Genomic DNA, 16,453 nt, shown 5'->3' on the forward strand with positions numbered 1-16,453 from the left:
TTAGCGTTTCGCCTTCAGGCTGCCGCTCAGCGCGATGCCCAGCGGCAGCCAAAACAGCGGCCAGCTTTCGCGAGGGTTGCTGATGATAAACATGCCCTGCGAGGCCATAAAAATCAGCGCATAGATAAAAATCGCCAGCCCGTAGCGGCCATCCTGCTGTTTACGCCATGCCTGCCATAACCCTCCGGCAATCACCGCCAGCAGCAGCGCCAGGCCGATTATGCCGCCTTTCAACAGAGCACCAAGATAGACGCTGTGGGTGGTAGTGATATGCTCGCCGCTGTAGTTGGTAAAGTTCAGCTCGTAGTCAAAGCCCCGACCCAGCCACGGCTGGCTGGCCACTTCCTGGAGCGTATGGTGCCAGATACTCAAGCGCAATCCGCTTTGGGTGCCCAGCTCTTCAAAGCGCGCCAGCAGCAGGTCTCCCGTTGGCGTAAAGAAGAAAAGCGCGCCCAGAACCAACGCTAACGCGGCGACAATCAGAAGGTTGCGGCGGGTAAAGACGTGCAGGTGCAGGGTGCAAACAAACGCCACCAGCAGCGCGATAATCGGGCCGCGGCTTTGGGTCAGAAACAGCATCACCAGCATGATAGCCATCGGCACATACAGCAGGTGGCTGCCTTTCTCCTTCAGCAGCATCGCGCAAATAAGGATACCGATACCGCAATAGCCCGCCAGGTCGATCACGTTGGTCGGGCCGGGATTCTCCGGCGAAACCAGGCGTTCCTTGAGGACCAGCGTGAAGTCGAACGCCATCGTCCAGACGGAGAGCACCGTGATCCCGGCCACGACGCTCAGCAGCGCCAGATGTCGGGTCCGGGGATGGCCAAGTAGCGTTGTCAGCAGCAGAAGATAGAAAATTAAATAGGTGCCGTGGGTCAGAGGAGAATCGATATGCTGCGGCGTCTGCCCCCAAATATTGCTCAGCGCATAGTACACGCAGAATACGACCAGCAGGCTATAAACCGGCCACCGCTGGCGGATGCTTTCCGCTATTGCCTGACGGTTGTCTTTGTTAAGCAGTGAAAGCAAAAAGAGCAAAATAGATAAATGAAGGAGGTTATTTGTCCGGGTTGATACGCAGAAAATAGCGCTAAAAAACAGAAACAAAGTGAAGAAAACGGTGTAGCCCTGTCTGGCGTAATTACTTATTTTTAAAGTACTCATCAAAAGAAACCTTTTCGAAAATCGTTTCCGGAACCGCGCTTTCTAACGAGAAGTTGACGACCCGAATATGGTTTTGTTGCAGCACGTTGGCAGCGTGCGAAAAGGACGGCATGACCAGGTCATCCACCTTATTTGCCAGCCAGGAGGGGAGTTTATCCTGTTCCGTTTCGTAGAATCGCGGCTGGTTGAAATTACTCATATCCAGCCCGCTTATCAGAATGGTTTTAAATCCCAGCCACATCAGAATTTGCAGTGCCCAGTAGACCACGGTTCCGGCATCGAAAATGCCGTGACGAATGTCGGTGCTAAAGCAAATATCCTGCCTTTGCGGATGAAAGCGTAGCGCGGGGACGCCGCGCCAGGCCTGCTGTATCGCGTTTTTGGCGACTTTGGGCTGATAAATTTTATAACAGGCGTCTTCAATTAATGCCAAACGACAGCGAAGCTCTGCGCCGTGGCGGTCGAGGATTTTGGCGATACCGTGCATGGTGGTGAAGAGCACAATGTCAGCCTGGCTAATCACCGAACGGATCACGTCCGGTTTTTTATCGTAAAACTCCATATCCACGATGGTATAGAGCGAAAATTTAATTTTATCAGAGAGATGCCAGGCGCCGTTCACCCCCATCACCGGAATACTTTTCGGCAGCAGCGTAAAATCGATGCGGCGCGTAGAGGGGCCGGTGGCGGTCAGCAGCACCTCGCCCTGAGCGCTATCCTTCAGTTCGCTGAGATTGACCAGCGGAACCGCTTTCCCTTTGTATTTCAGGGTGCGGATTTCGCCGCTCGCCGCGCGCGTGATATGGGTAAACGGCCAGAGATTTTCGTTATGGCGAAAGGCGCGTCGATGCGTGTAGCGATAGATCTGCTTAAATAATGAACCCATTAAGCCAGTTCCTGAGATTTCAACAGTTGCCGAACCCGGGACGCGGGAATATCGCCCGTGCTGCTGCCGCTTTCCGGGCGCACCACGTGCTGATTTTTACCGTAGCCGCCAATCAGCCCCGGATCGGTCGGGCCGTACAGCGTGAAGTTCGGTTTATCGAGCGCGGCGGTGAGATGGCTCAGCCCCGTGTCGACGGAAACGACCCCGCGCGCGCCGGCCAGCACCTGGGCTACCTGCTCCAGGCTCATGCGCGGCAGGACGTCGACAAAATCGTGCCCTTCCGCCAGGCGTCCGGCCCGCGCCTCTTCATGGGGGGCGCCCCACGGCAGTTTGATGCGTACGCCGCTGTCGGCAAGCAGGGCGATAAGCGCCCGCCAGTTCTCTTCCGGCCAGTGTTTATCATCGCGCGTTGTGGCGTGGAGGAACACCAGATACGGCGCAGCGGACGGGTCAGCCTGACGCAAAAAATGGCGGGCGATCGCGTAGTCGCCCTGGGTTTCCGGCTTCGCGTAGCCGAGGCTTTTCGCGAACAGCTCGCGGGTGCGCTCAACGGCGTGCTGCTGTTTAGCGATATGGTGACGACGGTTGTAAAACAGGCTCGCCAGCGGCTCGCGGGCGGTCTGCCAGTCCATACCGTGCTTCACGCCGCGGGCCAGTCGGGTGACCAGCGCGGCGCTCTTCACCAGCCCCTGGGCATCGATGATAGCGTCGTACTTTTCCGCGCGCACGGCCTCGCGGAACGCCTTGCGCTCGGCTTTGATCGGCGCGGAAAACCACGCCTTGCGCCAGCGGCGAATCGCCACCGGGATGACCCGGTCGACGCTCTCATGCCAGGAAGGGATCTGCGCGAAGCCTTCTTCAACCACCCAGTCGAAACGAATGCCGGGAAAGGCCAGCGCGGCGTCGCTCAGCGCGGGCAGCGTGTGCAGCACGTCGCCCATGGACGAGGTTTTTACGATCAGTACCCGCATCCGTCAGGCTTCCTCTTGTTCCGTTTTTTCCAGCAGCAGGTCGTTTAATTCTTCCAGTACGCGCTGCGGCGTAATGTCGATCAAACTCTGATGATAGCCTTCGGCGGCGTCGCCTTTACGCACTTTGTGGTAGCCGCTGATCAGGCGGATCACGCGCGCTTTGTGCGACAGCGGTGGAGTGAAGTCCGGGCTGCTGGGCCCGTAGAGCGCCACCAGCGGACGGTCCAGCGCCGCGGCGACGTGCATCAGGCCGGAATCGTTGCTGACCACCGCTTTACAGGCGGCGATCAGAATAACGGCCTGCTCAAGCTGGGTTTCGCCGGCCAGATTGCGGCACCATGCCTGCTGTTCGGTCGTGAGCGCGGCGAGGATTTCATTGCCCGCTTCGTGGTCTTTCGCGGAGCCAAACAGTACGATCTGAAAGCCTTCGTCGATCAGCTGTTTCGCCAGCTCGGCGTAGTGATAGTGCGGCCAGCGTTTTGCCGGGCCGAACTCTGCGCCGGGGCAGAAGCCGATAATCGGGCGCTCGGCTGAGAGATTAAACGCGCTGCAGGCCTGCGATTTTTCGCCTTCATGCACCTGCAGCTGCGGCCAGAGCAGCGGCTGCGGCAGATCTTTCGCGCAGCGCATCACGCCTTTGTCGTAGGCCAGACCGACGTAGCGTTCGACCATCAGCGGCCAGGCGTCTTTATCCAGCTTACGGGCGTCGTTCAGCAGGCCGTAGCGCATTTCGCCGAGCCAGCCTGTGCGATGCGGTATTCCCGCAAAGAACGGCACGAGGGCCGATTTAAACGAGTTGGGCAGCACGAAAGCGCGATCGTAGCGACGTTCGCGCAGGCTGTGCCCAAGCTTACGCCGTTCACCGATTTCCAGCGCGCCGTGGCCGAGCGGCATCGGGATCGCTTCGTTGACTTCCGGCATGCGCGATAGCAGCGGACGGCACCATGCGGGCGCCATCACGTCGATTATCGCCTGGGGATAGCGCGCCCTGAGCGTACGGTAAAGACTTTGCGACATCATCATGTCGCCCACCCATGACGGGCCAACCACCAATATTTTCATTCATTCCATCCTTCAAGCTGTCTCTGCGTTGGCTGCCTGCGTTCCCTCCGGTCACTGACTTTAGTCAGCTCCCGGAGAATCACTGAGTTGCCGCCTTGATACCGCTCGAATGATTTTATGAATTCGCATGATTGTCGCGATTGAGCCAGGCCATATATTCCGTTACGCCTTCGGCAACGGTCTTAAACGGTTTATCGTAGCCCGCTGCGCGCAGGTTAGTCAGATCCGCCTGAGTAAACGCCTGATAGCGGCCTTTGAGTTTATCCGGGAACGGAATGTACTCGATGCTGCCTTTCTGGTGATAAGCCAGCGTTGCGTCTGCAACGGCCTGGAAAGACTCCGCGCGCCCGGTGCCGAGGTTGAAGATGCCGGAAACGCCGTTTTCCCAGAACCACAGGTTCACCGCCGCGACGTCGCCGACGTAGACGAAGTCGCGCTTGAAGCCGTCGCTGCCTTCGAACAGTTTCGGACTTTCGCCATTATTCAGCTGGGTGTTCAGATGGAAAGCGACGCTGGCCATGCTGCCTTTATGGCCTTCGCGCGGCCCGTAGACGTTGAAATAGCGGAAGCCGACAATCTGCGAGTTCGCTTCCGGCAGGATCTGACGGACGTATTCATCAAACAGAAACTTGGAGTAGCCGTAAACGTTGAGCGGCTGCTCGTATTCGCGGGATTCAATAAAGTCGCTGGTGCGACCGCCGTAGGTCGCTGCGGAAGAGGCGTACAGGAACGGGATTTCACGCTCCAGACAGTAGTGCAGTACCTCTTTGGAATACTGATAGTTGTTATCCATCATGTACTTGCCGTCCCACTCCGTGGTGGAAGAGCAGGCGCCTTCATGGAAAATAGCGTCGATATCGCCGAACTCTTCGCCCGCCATAATCTGGATCAGAAAGTCTTCTTTATCCATGTAGTCGGCAATGTTCAAATCCACCAGATTGATGAATTTGGTCCCGTCTTTCAGATTATCTACGACCAGAATGTCGGTAATACCCTGGTCATTCAGCGCCTTAACGATATTGCTGCCGATAAAGCCTGCGCCGCCGGTAACGATGATCATAACTGTAACCTTTGAAGTTGGTAGTCCAGAGACAATCCGGACATGAATACTCCTATCATATCACTACATCGGAAAGGCTTCAGCCATTCGCCGATAAGGTAGAGAGGGACTCGTGATTTATGCTGCAAATAATTCATGCAGTAATGCATCATCTCGTATCAGCGTATAGCTTTAGGTAATATGTGCCAAATTTTGCCGAATCTGGAGAGTTGCAATGCGTGGGGATTTCTACAAACAGTTAACCAATGACCTGGATACCGCGCGCGCGGAAGGGTTGTTTAAAGAAGAACGGATTATCACTTCGGCGCAGCAGGCGGATATCACCGTCGGCGGCAGCCAGGTCATTAACTTCTGCGCCAATAACTATCTCGGCCTCGCGAACCACCCGGAACTGATTGCCGCCGCGAAAAGCGGGATGGACAGCCACGGCTTCGGCATGGCCTCCGTGCGCTTTATCTGCGGTACCCAGGACAGCCACAAAGCGCTTGAGAAGAAGCTGGCCGATTTTCTCGGTATGGAAGATGCGATTCTGTACTCCTCCTGCTTCGACGCCAACGGCGGCCTGTTTGAAACCCTGCTCGGCGCAGAGGACGCGATTATCTCCGATGCTCTGAACCACGCGTCGATCATCGACGGCGTGCGCCTGTGTAAAGCGAAGCGCTTCCGCTATGCCAACAACGATATGCAGGAGCTGGAAGCCCGTCTGAAAGAGGCGCGTGAAGCCGGCGCGCGCCATGTGCTGATCGCCACCGACGGCGTGTTCTCCATGGACGGGGTGATCGCCAACCTGAAGGGCGTCTGCGATCTGGCGGATAAATACGACGCGCTGGTGATGGTCGATGATTCGCACGCCGTGGGTTTTGTGGGTGAAAACGGCCGCGGTTCCCATGAGTACTGCGACGTGATGGGCCGCGTCGACATTATCACCGGTACGCTGGGTAAAGCGCTGGGCGGCGCGTCCGGCGGCTATACCGCCGCGCGTAAAGAAGTCGTCGAGTGGTTGCGCCAGCGCTCGCGTCCGTATCTGTTCTCCAACTCGCTGGCGCCGGCGATTGTCGCCGCATCCATCAAAGTGCTGGAGATGGTGGAAGCGGGCAGCGAGCTGCGCGATCGTCTGTGGGCTAACGCGCGCCTGTTCCGTGAAAAAATGACCGCGGCAGGGTTTACCCTTGCGGGCGCCGATCACGCCATTATCCCGGTGATGCTCGGTGAAGCCACCGTGGCGCAGCAGTTCGCGCGCGAGCTGCAAAAAGAAGGTATTTACGTCACCGGATTCTTCTACCCGGTGGTACCAAAAGGCCAGGCGCGTATCCGTACCCAGATGTCTGCGGCGCATACCCCTGAACAAATTGAACGTGCGGTGGAAGCCTTTACCCGCATCGGTAAACAACTGGGCGTCATTGCCTGAGGGTGTGAGATGAAAGCGTTATCCAAACTGAAGGCGGAAGAAGGCATCTGGATGACCGACGTACCGGAACCGGAAGTCGGCCACAACGATCTGCTGATTAAAATTCGCAAGACCGCGATTTGCGGTACCGACGTGCATATCTACAACTGGGACGAGTGGTCGCAAAAGACCATTCCGGTTCCGATGGTGGTGGGGCATGAATACGTCGGCGAAGTGGTGGGTATCGGTCAGGAAGTTCGCGGCTTTAAGCTGGGTGACCGCGTTTCCGGCGAAGGGCATATCACCTGCGGCCACTGCCGTAACTGCCGCGCCGGGCGTACGCATCTGTGCCGCAATACGACGGGCGTCGGCGTCAACCGTCCGGGCTGTTTTGCCGAATATCTGGTGATCCCGGCGTTTAACGCCTTTAAAATCCCCGACAATATCTCTGACGATCTGGCGTCGATTTTCGATCCGTTTGGCAACGCCGTGCATACCGCGCTTTCATTCGACCTCGTCGGTGAAGATGTGCTGGTTTCCGGCGCCGGCCCGATCGGCGTGATGGCCGCCGCGGTGGCGAAACACGTTGGCGCGCGCAACGTCGTGATTACCGATGTTAACGAATATCGCCTGGAGCTGGCGCGCAAAATGGGCGTCACCCGGGCGGTGAACGTGGCGAAAGAGAACCTTAACGATGTGATGGCCGAGCTGGGCATGACCGAGGGTTTCGACGTGGGTCTGGAGATGTCCGGCGCGCCGCCGGCGTTTCGCACCATGCTCGATACCATGAACCACGGCGGGCGTATTGCCATGCTGGGTATTCCGCCGTCGGATATGTCTATCGACTGGACCAAGGTGATTTTCAAGGGGCTGTTTATCAAAGGGATTTATGGTCGCGAAATGTTCGAAACCTGGTACAAGATGGCCGCGCTCATCCAGTCCGGGCTCGATCTGTCGCCGATCATCACCCATCGCTTTGGCATTGATGATTTCCAGCAGGGCTTTGACGCGATGCGCTCCGGCCAGTCTGGCAAAGTCATTCTCAGCTGGGATTAATTCCGCCCCGGTCAGGATGGTAAAAAAGCGCCCACGGGCGCTTTTTTGAGAGTTATCCTACAATTTTGTGATACTTAATCCACTCCGCACTTTTTCTAAATCGCTTTCTCGCCTATTCGTTTATACAGTCAGTTTAACCATGGTTTAACCCTATAAAGATTATGCTTAAACTTTCTGTATGCTTATTGATCTGTAATTCATCCCGCTTATTACGGGAGGTGTTACCACCGCTGCTCAGGGTGGCTGATGAATTTATCGTCGTCGATTCAGGCAGTACGGATGCTACGCTGCAGATTTGCCAACAGTTCGGTCTCTCCGTTCACCATCATCCTTATACGGCTCACGGTACGCAGATGAATTATGCGACCTCTCTGGCCCGCCACGACTGGGTGCTGTGTGTGGACAGCGATGAGATCCTTGACGACGAGGTGGTGGCGGCAATTCTGGCGCTCAAGGCCGGCGATGAGCCGGACCCCGCCTGCGCATGGCGTCTGCCGCGCTACTGGTTCGTGCTGGGTGAAGAGGTGCGCACCATTTATCCGGTATCATCGCCGGATTTCCCGGTTCGCTTGTTTAATCGCTCCGTCGCCAGGTTCAACGATCGGCCGGTAGACGATCAGGTGGTTGGCTTTACGCACTCTGCCCGGCTACCGGGATTCGTGCGCCACGATACCTTCTACTCCCTGCATGAAGTGTTTAGTAAGCTCAATAGCTACACCACGCGGCTGGTTAAACACCAGAAAATCAGGCCGTCTCTTGCGCGCGGAGCGATCAGCGCGATTGGCGCTTTCTTTAAGTGGTATCTGTTCAGCGGAGCGTGGCGAAAGGGCAAGGTTGGCGTGGTCACCGGGCTTTACGCGACCTTTTACAGCTTTCTTAAATACTTTAAAGCCTGGTATGCCCATCAGGACAAGCCGGAATCCGCGGCGGATAAGCACACGGACTCCCGGATGATTTAGTTGGTAGGCTTATCCCAGCCCTGCCACTTCAGCTGGTAATACTGCACCAGCGTGCTCTGAGTGATGCTTTCGCTCAGAATGGTAAAGAAGCGGCTGGCGTTGACCGGCTCCGGCGGACGCTTAGATTTGCACTGTTTCACGCCGCGGAACGGATTGCGCGGCGGCTGAACGGACGGCGGCGCGGTGTTCGGCGTTGAGGTATCCACCTGCGGCTCGTTGAGCAGGCTGCTCGGGCGAACCAGAGTGATATCCGGCGGCAGGTTATACACCATCTGCTGCAGCACGCGCACCGTCGTCGGGTGCGGGTGGCCGATAGCAATGGCGGAACCGTTGCGCCGCGCCAAAGCGATAGCGCGGCTGAACTGATAGCGGATATCCGCTTCGTTTTGGGTATCGTCGAGGAAAACCTTACGCTTAATCACCTTTACGCCGGTGCCCTGCGCCGCGCGCATGGCCTGGGTATTGCCGATGGTGACGCTATCGAGGAAGTAGAGATTGTAGCGCTCGAGCGCCTGCATCACCTTCTGCATGCCGAAGAGATTCGACGTCATGGCGCTGCCCATATGGTTATTCAGCCCCACGGCGTACGGAACCTTACCGTAGGCTTCGCGGATAATGCGCTCTATCTCGCTGCTGTTCATATCCGGGCGGAGGGTGTCTTTTTCCAGCGGCTGTTTGCTGAGCGGCGCCATTGGCAGGTGGATGAGCACCTCGTGGCCGAGATTATGCGCTTTGGTCGCCATTTCTCGGGCGTGGGGCGCATTAGGAAGGACGGCAACGGAGATCGTCGCTGGCAGCGCCAGCACCTGGTTTTCCGTTTGTGGACGATAGCCAAAGTCGTCGATAACAATGGAGAGTTTGCCGGCAAAAACCGGCGACGCCATAACCAGCGTACCGGTTACCGCGAGTGCAATTCTGCGAAATTGAAGCAAAACTTATCTTCCCAACCACGGCTGTGGATTGACCGCCTGACCCTGGCGGCGAATTTCGAAATAGAGCGACGGACGGCCCTGACCGCCGCTGCTGCCTACGAGAGCGATCGGCTGGCCCGCCCGGACCTGAGTGCCGACGCTGACCAGCGCGCTTTGGTTATAGCCGTAAAGACTCATGTCGCCTTTGCCGTGTTCAACGACCACCACCAGGCCATAGCCCTGCAGCCAGTCGGCGAGAATAACCCGACCATCGGCAACGGCTTTGACCTCGGTGCCTTCAGACGCAGCGATAACCATCCCCTTCCAACGTAGTTCACCTTGCAGCTGTTCGCCATAGCGATGGAGAATTGAGCCGCGAACCGGCCAGAATGCCTGGCCGCGCGGTGAGCCAAGCCCGCCGGTGCGGGACATCAGCGAGCGTTCGCTTTCGGTAGGTTTGTAGGTGGTGCCTTTACGCGAGGCTTCCTGCTGGCGATCGCGCACATCCTGCGCTTCGCGGGCTTCGCGATCCGCCCGCGCTTTGGCCGCCGCCGCCGCCTGGGCGATACGGCCGCGCAGGCGTGATTCGTTAGCCCGCATCTCGCTGAGCTGCTGCTGGCCTTGCTGAATGGAGGATTCCAGGCTGGCGAGGGTCTTTTTACGCTCGTTGCGCGCCTGCTCCAGCTTGCTCTGCTGGGCGCGCTGTTCGTACACCAGGGTTTGCTGCTGGCTCTGTTTCTCTTCCAGCATCGATTTTTGCACCGCCACGTCTTCGCGGGTTTTCTTCAACTGGGCGATGGTTTCCTGGCGCGCCTGGTTCAGATAGCCAAAGTAGGCCTGCAGGCGCTGATTACGCTGCCCCTCTTCGCCGCTGAGGATCATCTGGATGCCGGTATGCGGCCCCTGACGAAACGCGGCGTCGAGCTGCGCGGAAAGGTTACGCTCCTGCGAGGCGCGCTGACGCTCCAGCTTGGCCAGCGCGGCGTTCATTTCATCGATCTGCTTATTCAGCTGGTTCAGCGTTTCCTGGGTTTCGCGCAGCTTGCGCGCGGCGGCGGAGATGGCCTCCTCCTGCGCTTTAAGCTGGGCGACCAGGGAAGCGCGCTGCTGCTGCTGCTGCTTAATCGCCCGCTGTTTAGCGGCGATATCGGCCTGAATGGATTTAAGCTGGTCGCGATCGTCGGCGTGAGCAGATGAGGCGCACAGCAATACGCCAGCGCTAAGCGCGCTGGCGTAAAAGACGGATCGAACTGCCGTTGCGATCCATGTAGTTGAATACGTCGCCTTTCCCCTCATGGGGAAGGATTATTCCACGATGAACAGCGGCTTGCCAGTCATCTCTTGCGGGATTTCCATTCCCATCAGCGTCAGCATGGTCGGCGCGATGTCGGAAAGTTTGCCGCCGTTGACCGCTTTGACGTTTTTATCGCCAACGTAAATCAGCGGAACCGGCAGGTTGGTGTGCGCGGTGTGCGCCTGGCCGGTGGCCGGATCGCGCATCTGCTCGGCGTTGCCGTGGTCTGCGGTGATCAGCAGCTGTCCGCCAACGGATTCAACGGCTTTGCTCACCTGGTCGATGCAGTCATCCAGCGCTTCGACCGCTTTAACGGCGGCTTCCATTACGCCGGTGTGGCCAACCATATCGCCATTCGGGTAGTTACAGATGATGGTGTCGAACTGACCGCCCTTGATGGCGGCAACCAGTTTTTCGGTCAGCTCAGCGGAGCTCATTTCCGGCTGCAGATCGTAGGTGGCGACCTTCGGTGAATTGATCAGAATGCGCTCTTCGCCTTTGAACGGCTCTTCAACGCCGCCGTTGAAGAAGAAGGTCACGTGAGCGTATTTTTCAGTTTCGGAGATGCGCAGCTGGGTTTTGTCGTTCTTCGCCATCCATTCGCCGAAGGTGTTCACCAGAGATGCCGGTGGATAAGCGCAGGCGACTTTAATGTCCGCGGCGTACTCGGTCAGCATGACGAAATCGAGGTTCACCACTTTCTTACGGGCGAAGCCGTCGAAATCGGCGTTAACGAAGGCGCGGGTAATTTCGCGCGCGCGGTCGGCGCGGAAGTTCATGAAAATCAGCGCATCGCCGTCTTCCATCGCCGCATCGGCCTGGCCTTCAGCGCGAATAACGGTCGCTTTCACGAACTCATCGTTTTCATCGCGCGCATAAGCGGCCTGCAGGCCCGCAACGGCGGTATCGGCCTGGAATTCGCCTTTTGCCAGGGTCATCAGATCGTAAGCCTGCTCAACGCGGTCCCAACGGTTGTCGCGGTCCATGGCGTAGTAGCGGCCAACGATCGAGGCGACGCGGCCTTTGCCCAGCGCGGCAAATTTGTCTTCGAATTTCGCCAGCGTCTTTTCAGCGCTGCGCGGCGGAGTATCGCGGCCGTCGAGGAAGGCGTGCAGATAGATTTTATCCGCGCCGCGTTCGGCTGCCAGCTCAACCATCGCCATGATGTGGTCTTCGTGGCTGTGGACGCCGCCCGGAGACATCAGGCCCATGATATGCACGGCTTTGCCTGCGGCAACGGCTTTATCGACCGCGCCGGTCAGTACCGGGTTGGCGAAGAAGGTACGTTCTTTGATTTCAACGTCCAGGCGGGTGAGATCCTGATACACGATACGGCCCGCGCCGAGGTTGACGTGGCCCACTTCGGAGTTGCCCATTTGACGATCCGGCAGACCGACTTCCAGGCCTGAAGCATCAATCAGGGTATGCGGACGTTTCGCCCACAGTGCGTCCATAACAGGGGTTTTGGCGCTGTAAATAGCGTTATCCTGCTGGTCTTCACGGTAGCCATAGCCATCCAGAATCACCAGTACCATAGGTTTTTTAGAAACCGACATTGCGACAACCTCATGCTCAAAGACAGAAAATTTGCGTAATTTTACTACAGCTGAATCGATCAAATCACCGTAAAAGATCAAAGAAAGAGGGCGGCCAGAGCGCATTGCCGCGGCGAGAGCGGTTTTTTTTCGTGACGGGCCGCAGAAAATACATTACATCGCGCTCACTGGCTGTATTTGCCGCAATGCACAGGTATACTCCTTCCCTGGTTTTTTTATCACTTAGTCGGGAGTTGTAACCCCCCATGCAAGAAATTATGCAATTCATCAGCCGTCACCCCGTCCTGAGCATCGCGTGGGTCGCGCTGCTGGTGGCGGTGCTGTTCACCACCTTTAAAGGGCTGATGTCGAAAGTTAAAGTCATCACCCGCGGTGAAGCGACGCGCCTGATCAACAAAGAAGATGCCGTGGTTGTCGACCTGCGTCAGCGTGACGATTTCCGTAAAGGCCACATTGCGGGTTCTATTAACCTGCTGCCGAGCGATATCAAAGCAAATAACGTCGGCGAGTTGGAAAAGCACAAAGCACAACCCATTATAGTGGTAGACGGCTCAGGTATGCAGGCGCAAGAACCCGCCAGCGCGCTGAACAAAGCCGGTTTTGAAAAGGTCTTCGTACTGAAAGAAGGCATCGCTGGCTGGAGCGGCGAGAACCTTCCGCTGGTACGCGGTAAATAATTTACCCGCGTCTTTATGGCGTAGCGCGGTTTTCCCTGCGGCGGCTATTCGTCAGCGGGAAAACAACGCCTGCGGCGTAAAACTCTCGGGGGTAAAAACAGGAGTGAAGTCATGGCCAATATTGATATCTATACCAAAGCGACCTGCCCGTTCTGCGTACGTGCAAAAGCGCTGCTGAACAGCAAGGGCGTGACGTTCAACGAGTTGCCTATCGATGGCGATGCTGCGAAGCGTGAAGAGATGATTCAGCGCAGCGGTCGAACGACGGTTCCGCAGATTTTTATTGATGCGCAGCACATTGGCGGCTGTGACGACTTGTACGCGCTTGATTCACGTGGTGGACTCGATCCCCTCCTGCGCTAATTTTTGCGCTCATCCCCATTGGACGGGCGTACTTAAGGACAACACGAAAGGGTTTTACTATGTCAGAACAAAACAGCACCGAAATGACTTTCCAGATTCAGCGCATCTACACCAAAGATATTTCTTTTGAAGCGCCGAACGCGCCGCAAGTTTTCCAGAAAGATTGGCAGCCGGAAGTTAAACTTGATCTGGATACCGCTTCCAGCCAGCTGGCTGAAGGCGTGTATGAAGTGGTGCTGCGCGTGACCGTAACCGCCTCTCTGGGCGAAGAAACCGCATTCCTGTGCGAAGTACAGCAGGGCGGTATTTTCTCCATCGAAGGCATCGACGGCACCCAGATGGCGCACTGCCTCGGCGCATACTGCCCGAACATTCTGTTCCCGTACGCGCGTGAGTGCATCACCAGCCTGGTTTCCCGCGGCACCTTCCCGCAACTGAACCTTGCGCCAGTGAACTTCGATGCGCTGTTTATGAACTATCTGCAGCAGCAGGCTGGCGAAGGTGCTGAACAACATCAGGATGCCTGATGAACGCGCTTAACGCTGCAATGACTGTGATCGGTGCCGGCTCTTACGGCACCGCTCTTGCCATCACCCTGGCAAGAAATGGCCACCACGTTGTGCTGTGGGGCCATGACCCGAAACATATTGCGACGCTGCAGCACGACCGCTGCAACGCCGCATTTCTTCCTGACGTTCCTTTCCCCGACACGCTGCATCTGGAAAGCGATCTGGCGACCGCGCTGGCGGCCAGCCGCGATATCCTCGTCGTCGTGCCGAGCCACGTTTTCGGCCAGGTGCTGCGGCAGATTAAACCGCTGATGCGCCCCGACGCTCGCCTGGTATGGGCGACGAAAGGTCTGGAAGCGGAAACCGGGCGCCTGCTGCAGGACGTGGCCCGTGAAGCGCTGGGCGACGCTATCCCCCTGGCGGTGATTTCCGGCCCGACCTTCGCGAAAGAGCTGGCGGCAGGCCTGCCGACGGCGATCTCGCTGGCGTCGACGGATCCGCAGTTCGCTGACGATTTGCAAAGCCTGCTGCACTGCGGCAAGAGCTTCCGCGTCTATATCAACCCGGACTTTATCGGCGTGCAGCTCGGCGGGGCGGTGAAAAACGTCATCGCTATCGGCGCCGGCATGTCTGACGGCATTGGCTTTGGCGCCAACGCGCGTACCGCGCTGATTACCCGCGGGCTGGTTGAGATGTCACGCCTCGGGGAGGCCCTGGGCGCCGATCCGGAGACCTTTATGGGGATGGCGGGCTTAGGCGATCTGGTGCTCACCTGCACCGATAACCAGTCGCGTAACCGCCGCTTCGGCATGATGCTCGGTCAGGGCATGGATGTGCAAAGCGCGCAGGAGAAGATTGGCCAGGTGGTTGAAGGCTATCGCAATACCAAAGAGGTTCGCGTTCTGGCGCAGCGTTTAGGCGTCGAAATGCCAATAACCGAGGAAATTTATCAGGTATTGTATTGCGGAAAAATTGCGCGCGAGGCAGCATTGACCTTATTAGGTCGTGCACGCAAGGACGAGCGTAGCAACTAACTGCGATGGAACCTGGATCACCTGAATGACCCGGCCAGCAAAGAACTGGCCGGTCATTATTATATCGTCTGGAGTCAGCAATGCCGTGTGAAGAACTGGATATCGTCTGGAATAATATTAAAGCCGAAGCTCGGGCTTTAGCTGACTGTGAGCCAATGCTCGCCAGTTTTTACCACGCCACGCTACTCAAGCACGAAAATCTCGGCAGCGCCCTGAGCTATATGCTGGCGAATAAACTGGCTTCTCCGATCATGCCCGCCATCGCGATTCGTGAAGTGGTGGAAGAGGCCTACGCCGCCGACCCGGAAATGATTGCCTCCGCCGCCTGCGATATTCAGGCGGTGCGAACGCGCGACCCGGCGGTGGATAAATACTCCACCCCGCTGCTCTATCTGAAAGGATTCCACGCGCTGCAGGCCTATCGTATCGGCCACTGGCTGTGGAATCAGGGGCGTCGGGCGCTGGCGATCTTCCTGCAAAATCAGGTTTCCGTATCGTTCCAGGTGGATATCCACCCGGCGGCGAAGATTGGTCGCGGGATCATGCTGGACCACGCCACCGGCATCGTCGTCGGCGAAACGGCGGTGATTGAAGACGACGTATCGATTCTGCAATCCGTGACCCTGGGCGGTACCGGTAAAACCAGCGGCGATCGTCATCCGAAAATTCGCGAAGGGGTGATGATTGGCGCCGGGGCGAAAATCCTCGGCAATATCGAAGTCGGACGCGGGGCAAAAATCGGCGCGGGTTCGGTGGTGCTACAGCCGGTGCCGCCGCATACTACCGCCGCAGGCGTTCCCGCCCGCATTGTGGGCAAGCCGGAGAGCGATAAGCCCGCGATGGATATGGATCAGCACTTTAACGGCATACACCATACCTTCGAGTACGGCGACGGTATTTGATTGATTTCCCGGAGGCGATGCTGCGCATCTGTCCGGGCTACAAAACCGAGCGCTGTCTGGTAGCCCGGACAGGCGCTACGCGCCGCCTCCGGGAGAAAGCGAGCTCAGCTGCGCAGCACCGCGCCGGGATAGCCCAGCTGGCGCCAGGCTTCATAGACCACCACCGACACCGCATTTGACAGGTTCATGCTGCGGCTGTCCGGCATCATCGGAATACGGATTTTTTGTTCTGCCGGCAGAGCATCAAGAATGCTGCCCGGCAGTCCGCGGGTTTCCGGGCCAAACAGCAGAAAATCGCCGTCCTGATAGCTTACCGCGCTGTGCGCCGGCGTGCCTTTGGTCGTCAGGGCGAACAGGCGCTGCGGCTTTGCGCTTTCAATAAAGGCGGCGTAATCACCATGGCGCTGGACGGCGGCAAACTCGTGGTAATCCAGACCTGCGCGGCGAAGACGCTTATCGTCCCAGGCAAAACCCATGGGTTCGATAATATGCAGATTGAAGCCGGTGTTGGCGCACAGGCGGATGATATTCCCGGTATTTGGCGGGATTTCTGGTTCGAATAAGACGATGTTAAGCATACTGCCCCCTTAATTGCGGGGGGCAGAATAGCAGATATTTGGTTAACCCTCATCCCGCCCCTCTCCCGAAAAGGGGGCGGG

The 16,453-nt window shown here is 57.5% G+C and carries 17 protein-coding genes; 8 read left to right on the forward strand and 9 right to left on the reverse strand.

Annotated features, from left to right (window positions below; translation table 11 throughout):
* From ABLU88_RS23480 to rfaD, 5 genes are all read right to left on the reverse strand, one after another.
* On the reverse strand, positions 1-1,167 hold the full coding sequence (locus ABLU88_RS23480; RefSeq protein ID WP_348838138.1) for an O-antigen ligase family protein: 1,167 nt from the start codon (positions 1,165-1,167) through the stop codon (positions 1-3).
* On the reverse strand, positions 1,145-2,053 hold the full coding sequence (locus ABLU88_RS23485) for a sugar glycosyltransferase (RefSeq protein WP_014839787.1): 909 nt from the start codon (positions 2,051-2,053) through the stop codon (positions 1,145-1,147). Before ABLU88_RS23485 ends, ABLU88_RS23480 begins: the two co-directional genes overlap by 23 nt.
* Positions 2,053-3,024 (reverse strand): lipopolysaccharide heptosyltransferase RfaC, encoded by a 972-nt coding sequence (gene rfaC / locus ABLU88_RS23490; protein ID WP_025107811.1) that lies wholly within the window; start codon positions 3,022-3,024, stop codon positions 2,053-2,055. Before rfaC ends, ABLU88_RS23485 begins: the two co-directional genes overlap by 1 nt.
* Before the next feature lie 3 nt (positions 3,025-3,027).
* Positions 3,028-4,086 carry an ADP-heptose--LPS heptosyltransferase RfaF gene (gene rfaF, locus ABLU88_RS23495; RefSeq protein WP_014227240.1) on the reverse strand — a complete coding sequence of 353 codons (1,059 nt, stop codon included), beginning with the start codon at positions 4,084-4,086 and terminating at the stop codon, positions 3,028-3,030.
* A gap of 115 nt (positions 4,087-4,201) precedes the next feature.
* Positions 4,202-5,146, reverse strand: coding sequence for an ADP-glyceromanno-heptose 6-epimerase (gene rfaD, locus ABLU88_RS23500; protein WP_014227239.1), 945 nt, complete (start codon positions 5,144-5,146; stop codon positions 4,202-4,204).
* Between the two features lie 214 nt (positions 5,147-5,360).
* On the opposite strand from rfaD, the gene kbl reads away from it, so the two are divergent.
* The 3 genes from kbl to ABLU88_RS23515 all read left to right on the forward strand — a co-directional run bounded on the left by kbl (position 5,361) and on the right by ABLU88_RS23515 (position 8,548).
* Positions 5,361-6,554, forward strand: coding sequence for a glycine C-acetyltransferase (gene kbl / locus ABLU88_RS23505; protein WP_014227238.1), 1,194 nt, complete (start codon positions 5,361-5,363; stop codon positions 6,552-6,554).
* Between the two features lie 9 nt (positions 6,555-6,563).
* A complete protein-coding gene (tdh, locus tag ABLU88_RS23510) occupies positions 6,564-7,589 on the forward strand; it encodes an L-threonine 3-dehydrogenase (protein WP_004855475.1) in 1,026 nt (341 codons plus the stop codon).
* Between the two features lie 161 nt (positions 7,590-7,750).
* The gene (locus ABLU88_RS23515) at positions 7,751-8,548 is read left to right on the forward strand and encodes a glycosyltransferase family 2 protein (protein WP_348838143.1); all 798 of its coding nucleotides are present in this window, start codon (positions 7,751-7,753) and stop codon (positions 8,546-8,548) included.
* On the opposite strand, the gene ABLU88_RS23520 is transcribed toward ABLU88_RS23515, so the two are convergent.
* The 3 genes from ABLU88_RS23520 to gpmM are packed head-to-tail and all read right to left on the reverse strand — an operon-like array spanning position 8,545 to position 12,309.
* A complete protein-coding gene (locus ABLU88_RS23520) occupies positions 8,545-9,480 on the reverse strand; it encodes a divergent polysaccharide deacetylase family protein (RefSeq protein ID WP_032718807.1) in 936 nt (311 codons plus the stop codon). The two genes, ABLU88_RS23515 and ABLU88_RS23520, sit on opposite strands and share 4 nt — an antisense overlap.
* 3 nt (positions 9,481-9,483) lie before the next feature.
* Positions 9,484-10,755 (reverse strand): murein hydrolase activator EnvC, encoded by a 1,272-nt coding sequence (envC, locus tag ABLU88_RS23525; protein WP_064377575.1) that lies wholly within the window; start codon positions 10,753-10,755, stop codon positions 9,484-9,486.
* Between the two features lie 9 nt (positions 10,756-10,764).
* Positions 10,765-12,309 carry a 2,3-bisphosphoglycerate-independent phosphoglycerate mutase gene (gene gpmM, locus ABLU88_RS23530; RefSeq protein WP_014227235.1) on the reverse strand — a complete coding sequence of 515 codons (1,545 nt, stop codon included), beginning with the start codon at positions 12,307-12,309 and terminating at the stop codon, positions 10,765-10,767.
* A gap of 245 nt (positions 12,310-12,554) precedes the next feature.
* On the opposite strand from gpmM, the gene ABLU88_RS23535 reads away from it, so the two are divergent.
* The 5 genes from ABLU88_RS23535 to cysE all read left to right on the forward strand — a co-directional run bounded on the left by ABLU88_RS23535 (position 12,555) and on the right by cysE (position 15,794).
* Positions 12,555-12,986 carry a rhodanese-like domain-containing protein gene (locus ABLU88_RS23535; RefSeq protein WP_004126582.1) on the forward strand — a complete coding sequence of 144 codons (432 nt, stop codon included), beginning with the start codon at positions 12,555-12,557 and terminating at the stop codon, positions 12,984-12,986.
* A 111-nt stretch (positions 12,987-13,097) separates the two neighbouring features.
* Positions 13,098-13,349 carry a glutaredoxin 3 gene (gene grxC / locus ABLU88_RS23540; protein WP_004106850.1) on the forward strand — a complete coding sequence of 84 codons (252 nt, stop codon included), beginning with the start codon at positions 13,098-13,100 and terminating at the stop codon, positions 13,347-13,349.
* A gap of 59 nt (positions 13,350-13,408) precedes the next feature.
* Positions 13,409-13,876 carry a protein-export chaperone SecB gene (gene secB / locus ABLU88_RS23545; RefSeq protein WP_004106849.1) on the forward strand — a complete coding sequence of 156 codons (468 nt, stop codon included), beginning with the start codon at positions 13,409-13,411 and terminating at the stop codon, positions 13,874-13,876.
* Positions 13,876-14,892, forward strand: a complete 1,017-nt coding sequence (gene gpsA / locus ABLU88_RS23550; protein WP_004855462.1) for an NAD(P)H-dependent glycerol-3-phosphate dehydrogenase — start codon at positions 13,876-13,878, stop codon at positions 14,890-14,892. The genes secB and gpsA overlap by 1 nt, the downstream gene beginning before the upstream one ends.
* An 80-nt stretch (positions 14,893-14,972) precedes the next feature.
* Positions 14,973-15,794 (forward strand): serine O-acetyltransferase, encoded by an 822-nt coding sequence (cysE, locus tag ABLU88_RS23555; RefSeq protein ID WP_004106845.1) that lies wholly within the window; start codon positions 14,973-14,975, stop codon positions 15,792-15,794.
* A 104-nt stretch (positions 15,795-15,898) separates the two neighbouring features.
* Here cysE and trmL read toward each other — a convergent pair whose 3' ends face one another.
* The gene (trmL, locus tag ABLU88_RS23560) at positions 15,899-16,372 is read right to left on the reverse strand and encodes a tRNA (uridine(34)/cytosine(34)/5-carboxymethylaminomethyluridine(34)-2'-O)-methyltransferase TrmL (protein ID WP_014227233.1); all 474 of its coding nucleotides are present in this window, start codon (positions 16,370-16,372) and stop codon (positions 15,899-15,901) included.
* Between the last annotated feature and the right edge of the window lie 81 nt (positions 16,373-16,453).

The organism is Klebsiella sp. GW_Kp182 (assembly GCF_040062275.1).
Lineage (GTDB): Bacteria > Pseudomonadota > Gammaproteobacteria > Enterobacterales > Enterobacteriaceae > Klebsiella > Klebsiella michiganensis.

Bases quoted from the DNA above. Each gene is read 5' to 3' on its own strand.
- ABLU88_RS23480 (WP_348838138.1), bottom strand. From the start codon at position 1,167: ATGAGTACTTTAAAAATAAGTAATTACGCCAGACAGGGCTACACCGTT.
- ABLU88_RS23485 (WP_014839787.1), bottom strand. From the start codon at position 2,053: ATGGGTTCATTATTTAAGCAGATCTATCGCTACACGCATCGACGCGCC.
- rfaC (WP_025107811.1), bottom strand. From the start codon at position 3,024: ATGCGGGTACTGATCGTAAAAACCTCGTCCATGGGCGACGTGCTGCAC.
- rfaF (WP_014227240.1), bottom strand. From the start codon at position 4,086: ATGAAAATATTGGTGGTTGGCCCGTCATGGGTGGGCGACATGATGATG.
- rfaD (WP_014227239.1), bottom strand. From the start codon at position 5,146: ATGATCATCGTTACCGGCGGCGCAGGCTTTATCGGCAGCAATATCGTT.
- kbl (WP_014227238.1), top strand. From the start codon at position 5,361: ATGCGTGGGGATTTCTACAAACAGTTAACCAATGACCTGGATACCGCG.
- tdh (WP_004855475.1), top strand. From the start codon at position 6,564: ATGAAAGCGTTATCCAAACTGAAGGCGGAAGAAGGCATCTGGATGACC.
- ABLU88_RS23515 (WP_348838143.1), top strand. From the start codon at position 7,751: ATGCTTAAACTTTCTGTATGCTTATTGATCTGTAATTCATCCCGCTTA.
- envC (WP_064377575.1), bottom strand. From the start codon at position 10,755: ATGAGGGGAAAGGCGACGTATTCAACTACATGGATCGCAACGGCAGTT.
- gpmM (WP_014227235.1), bottom strand. From the start codon at position 12,309: ATGTCGGTTTCTAAAAAACCTATGGTACTGGTGATTCTGGATGGCTAT.
- ABLU88_RS23535 (WP_004126582.1), top strand. From the start codon at position 12,555: ATGCAAGAAATTATGCAATTCATCAGCCGTCACCCCGTCCTGAGCATC.
- grxC (WP_004106850.1), top strand. From the start codon at position 13,098: ATGGCCAATATTGATATCTATACCAAAGCGACCTGCCCGTTCTGCGTA.
- secB (WP_004106849.1), top strand. From the start codon at position 13,409: ATGTCAGAACAAAACAGCACCGAAATGACTTTCCAGATTCAGCGCATC.
- gpsA (WP_004855462.1), top strand. From the start codon at position 13,876: ATGAACGCGCTTAACGCTGCAATGACTGTGATCGGTGCCGGCTCTTAC.
- cysE (WP_004106845.1), top strand. From the start codon at position 14,973: ATGCCGTGTGAAGAACTGGATATCGTCTGGAATAATATTAAAGCCGAA.
- trmL (WP_014227233.1), bottom strand. From the start codon at position 16,372: ATGCTTAACATCGTCTTATTCGAACCAGAAATCCCGCCAAATACCGGG.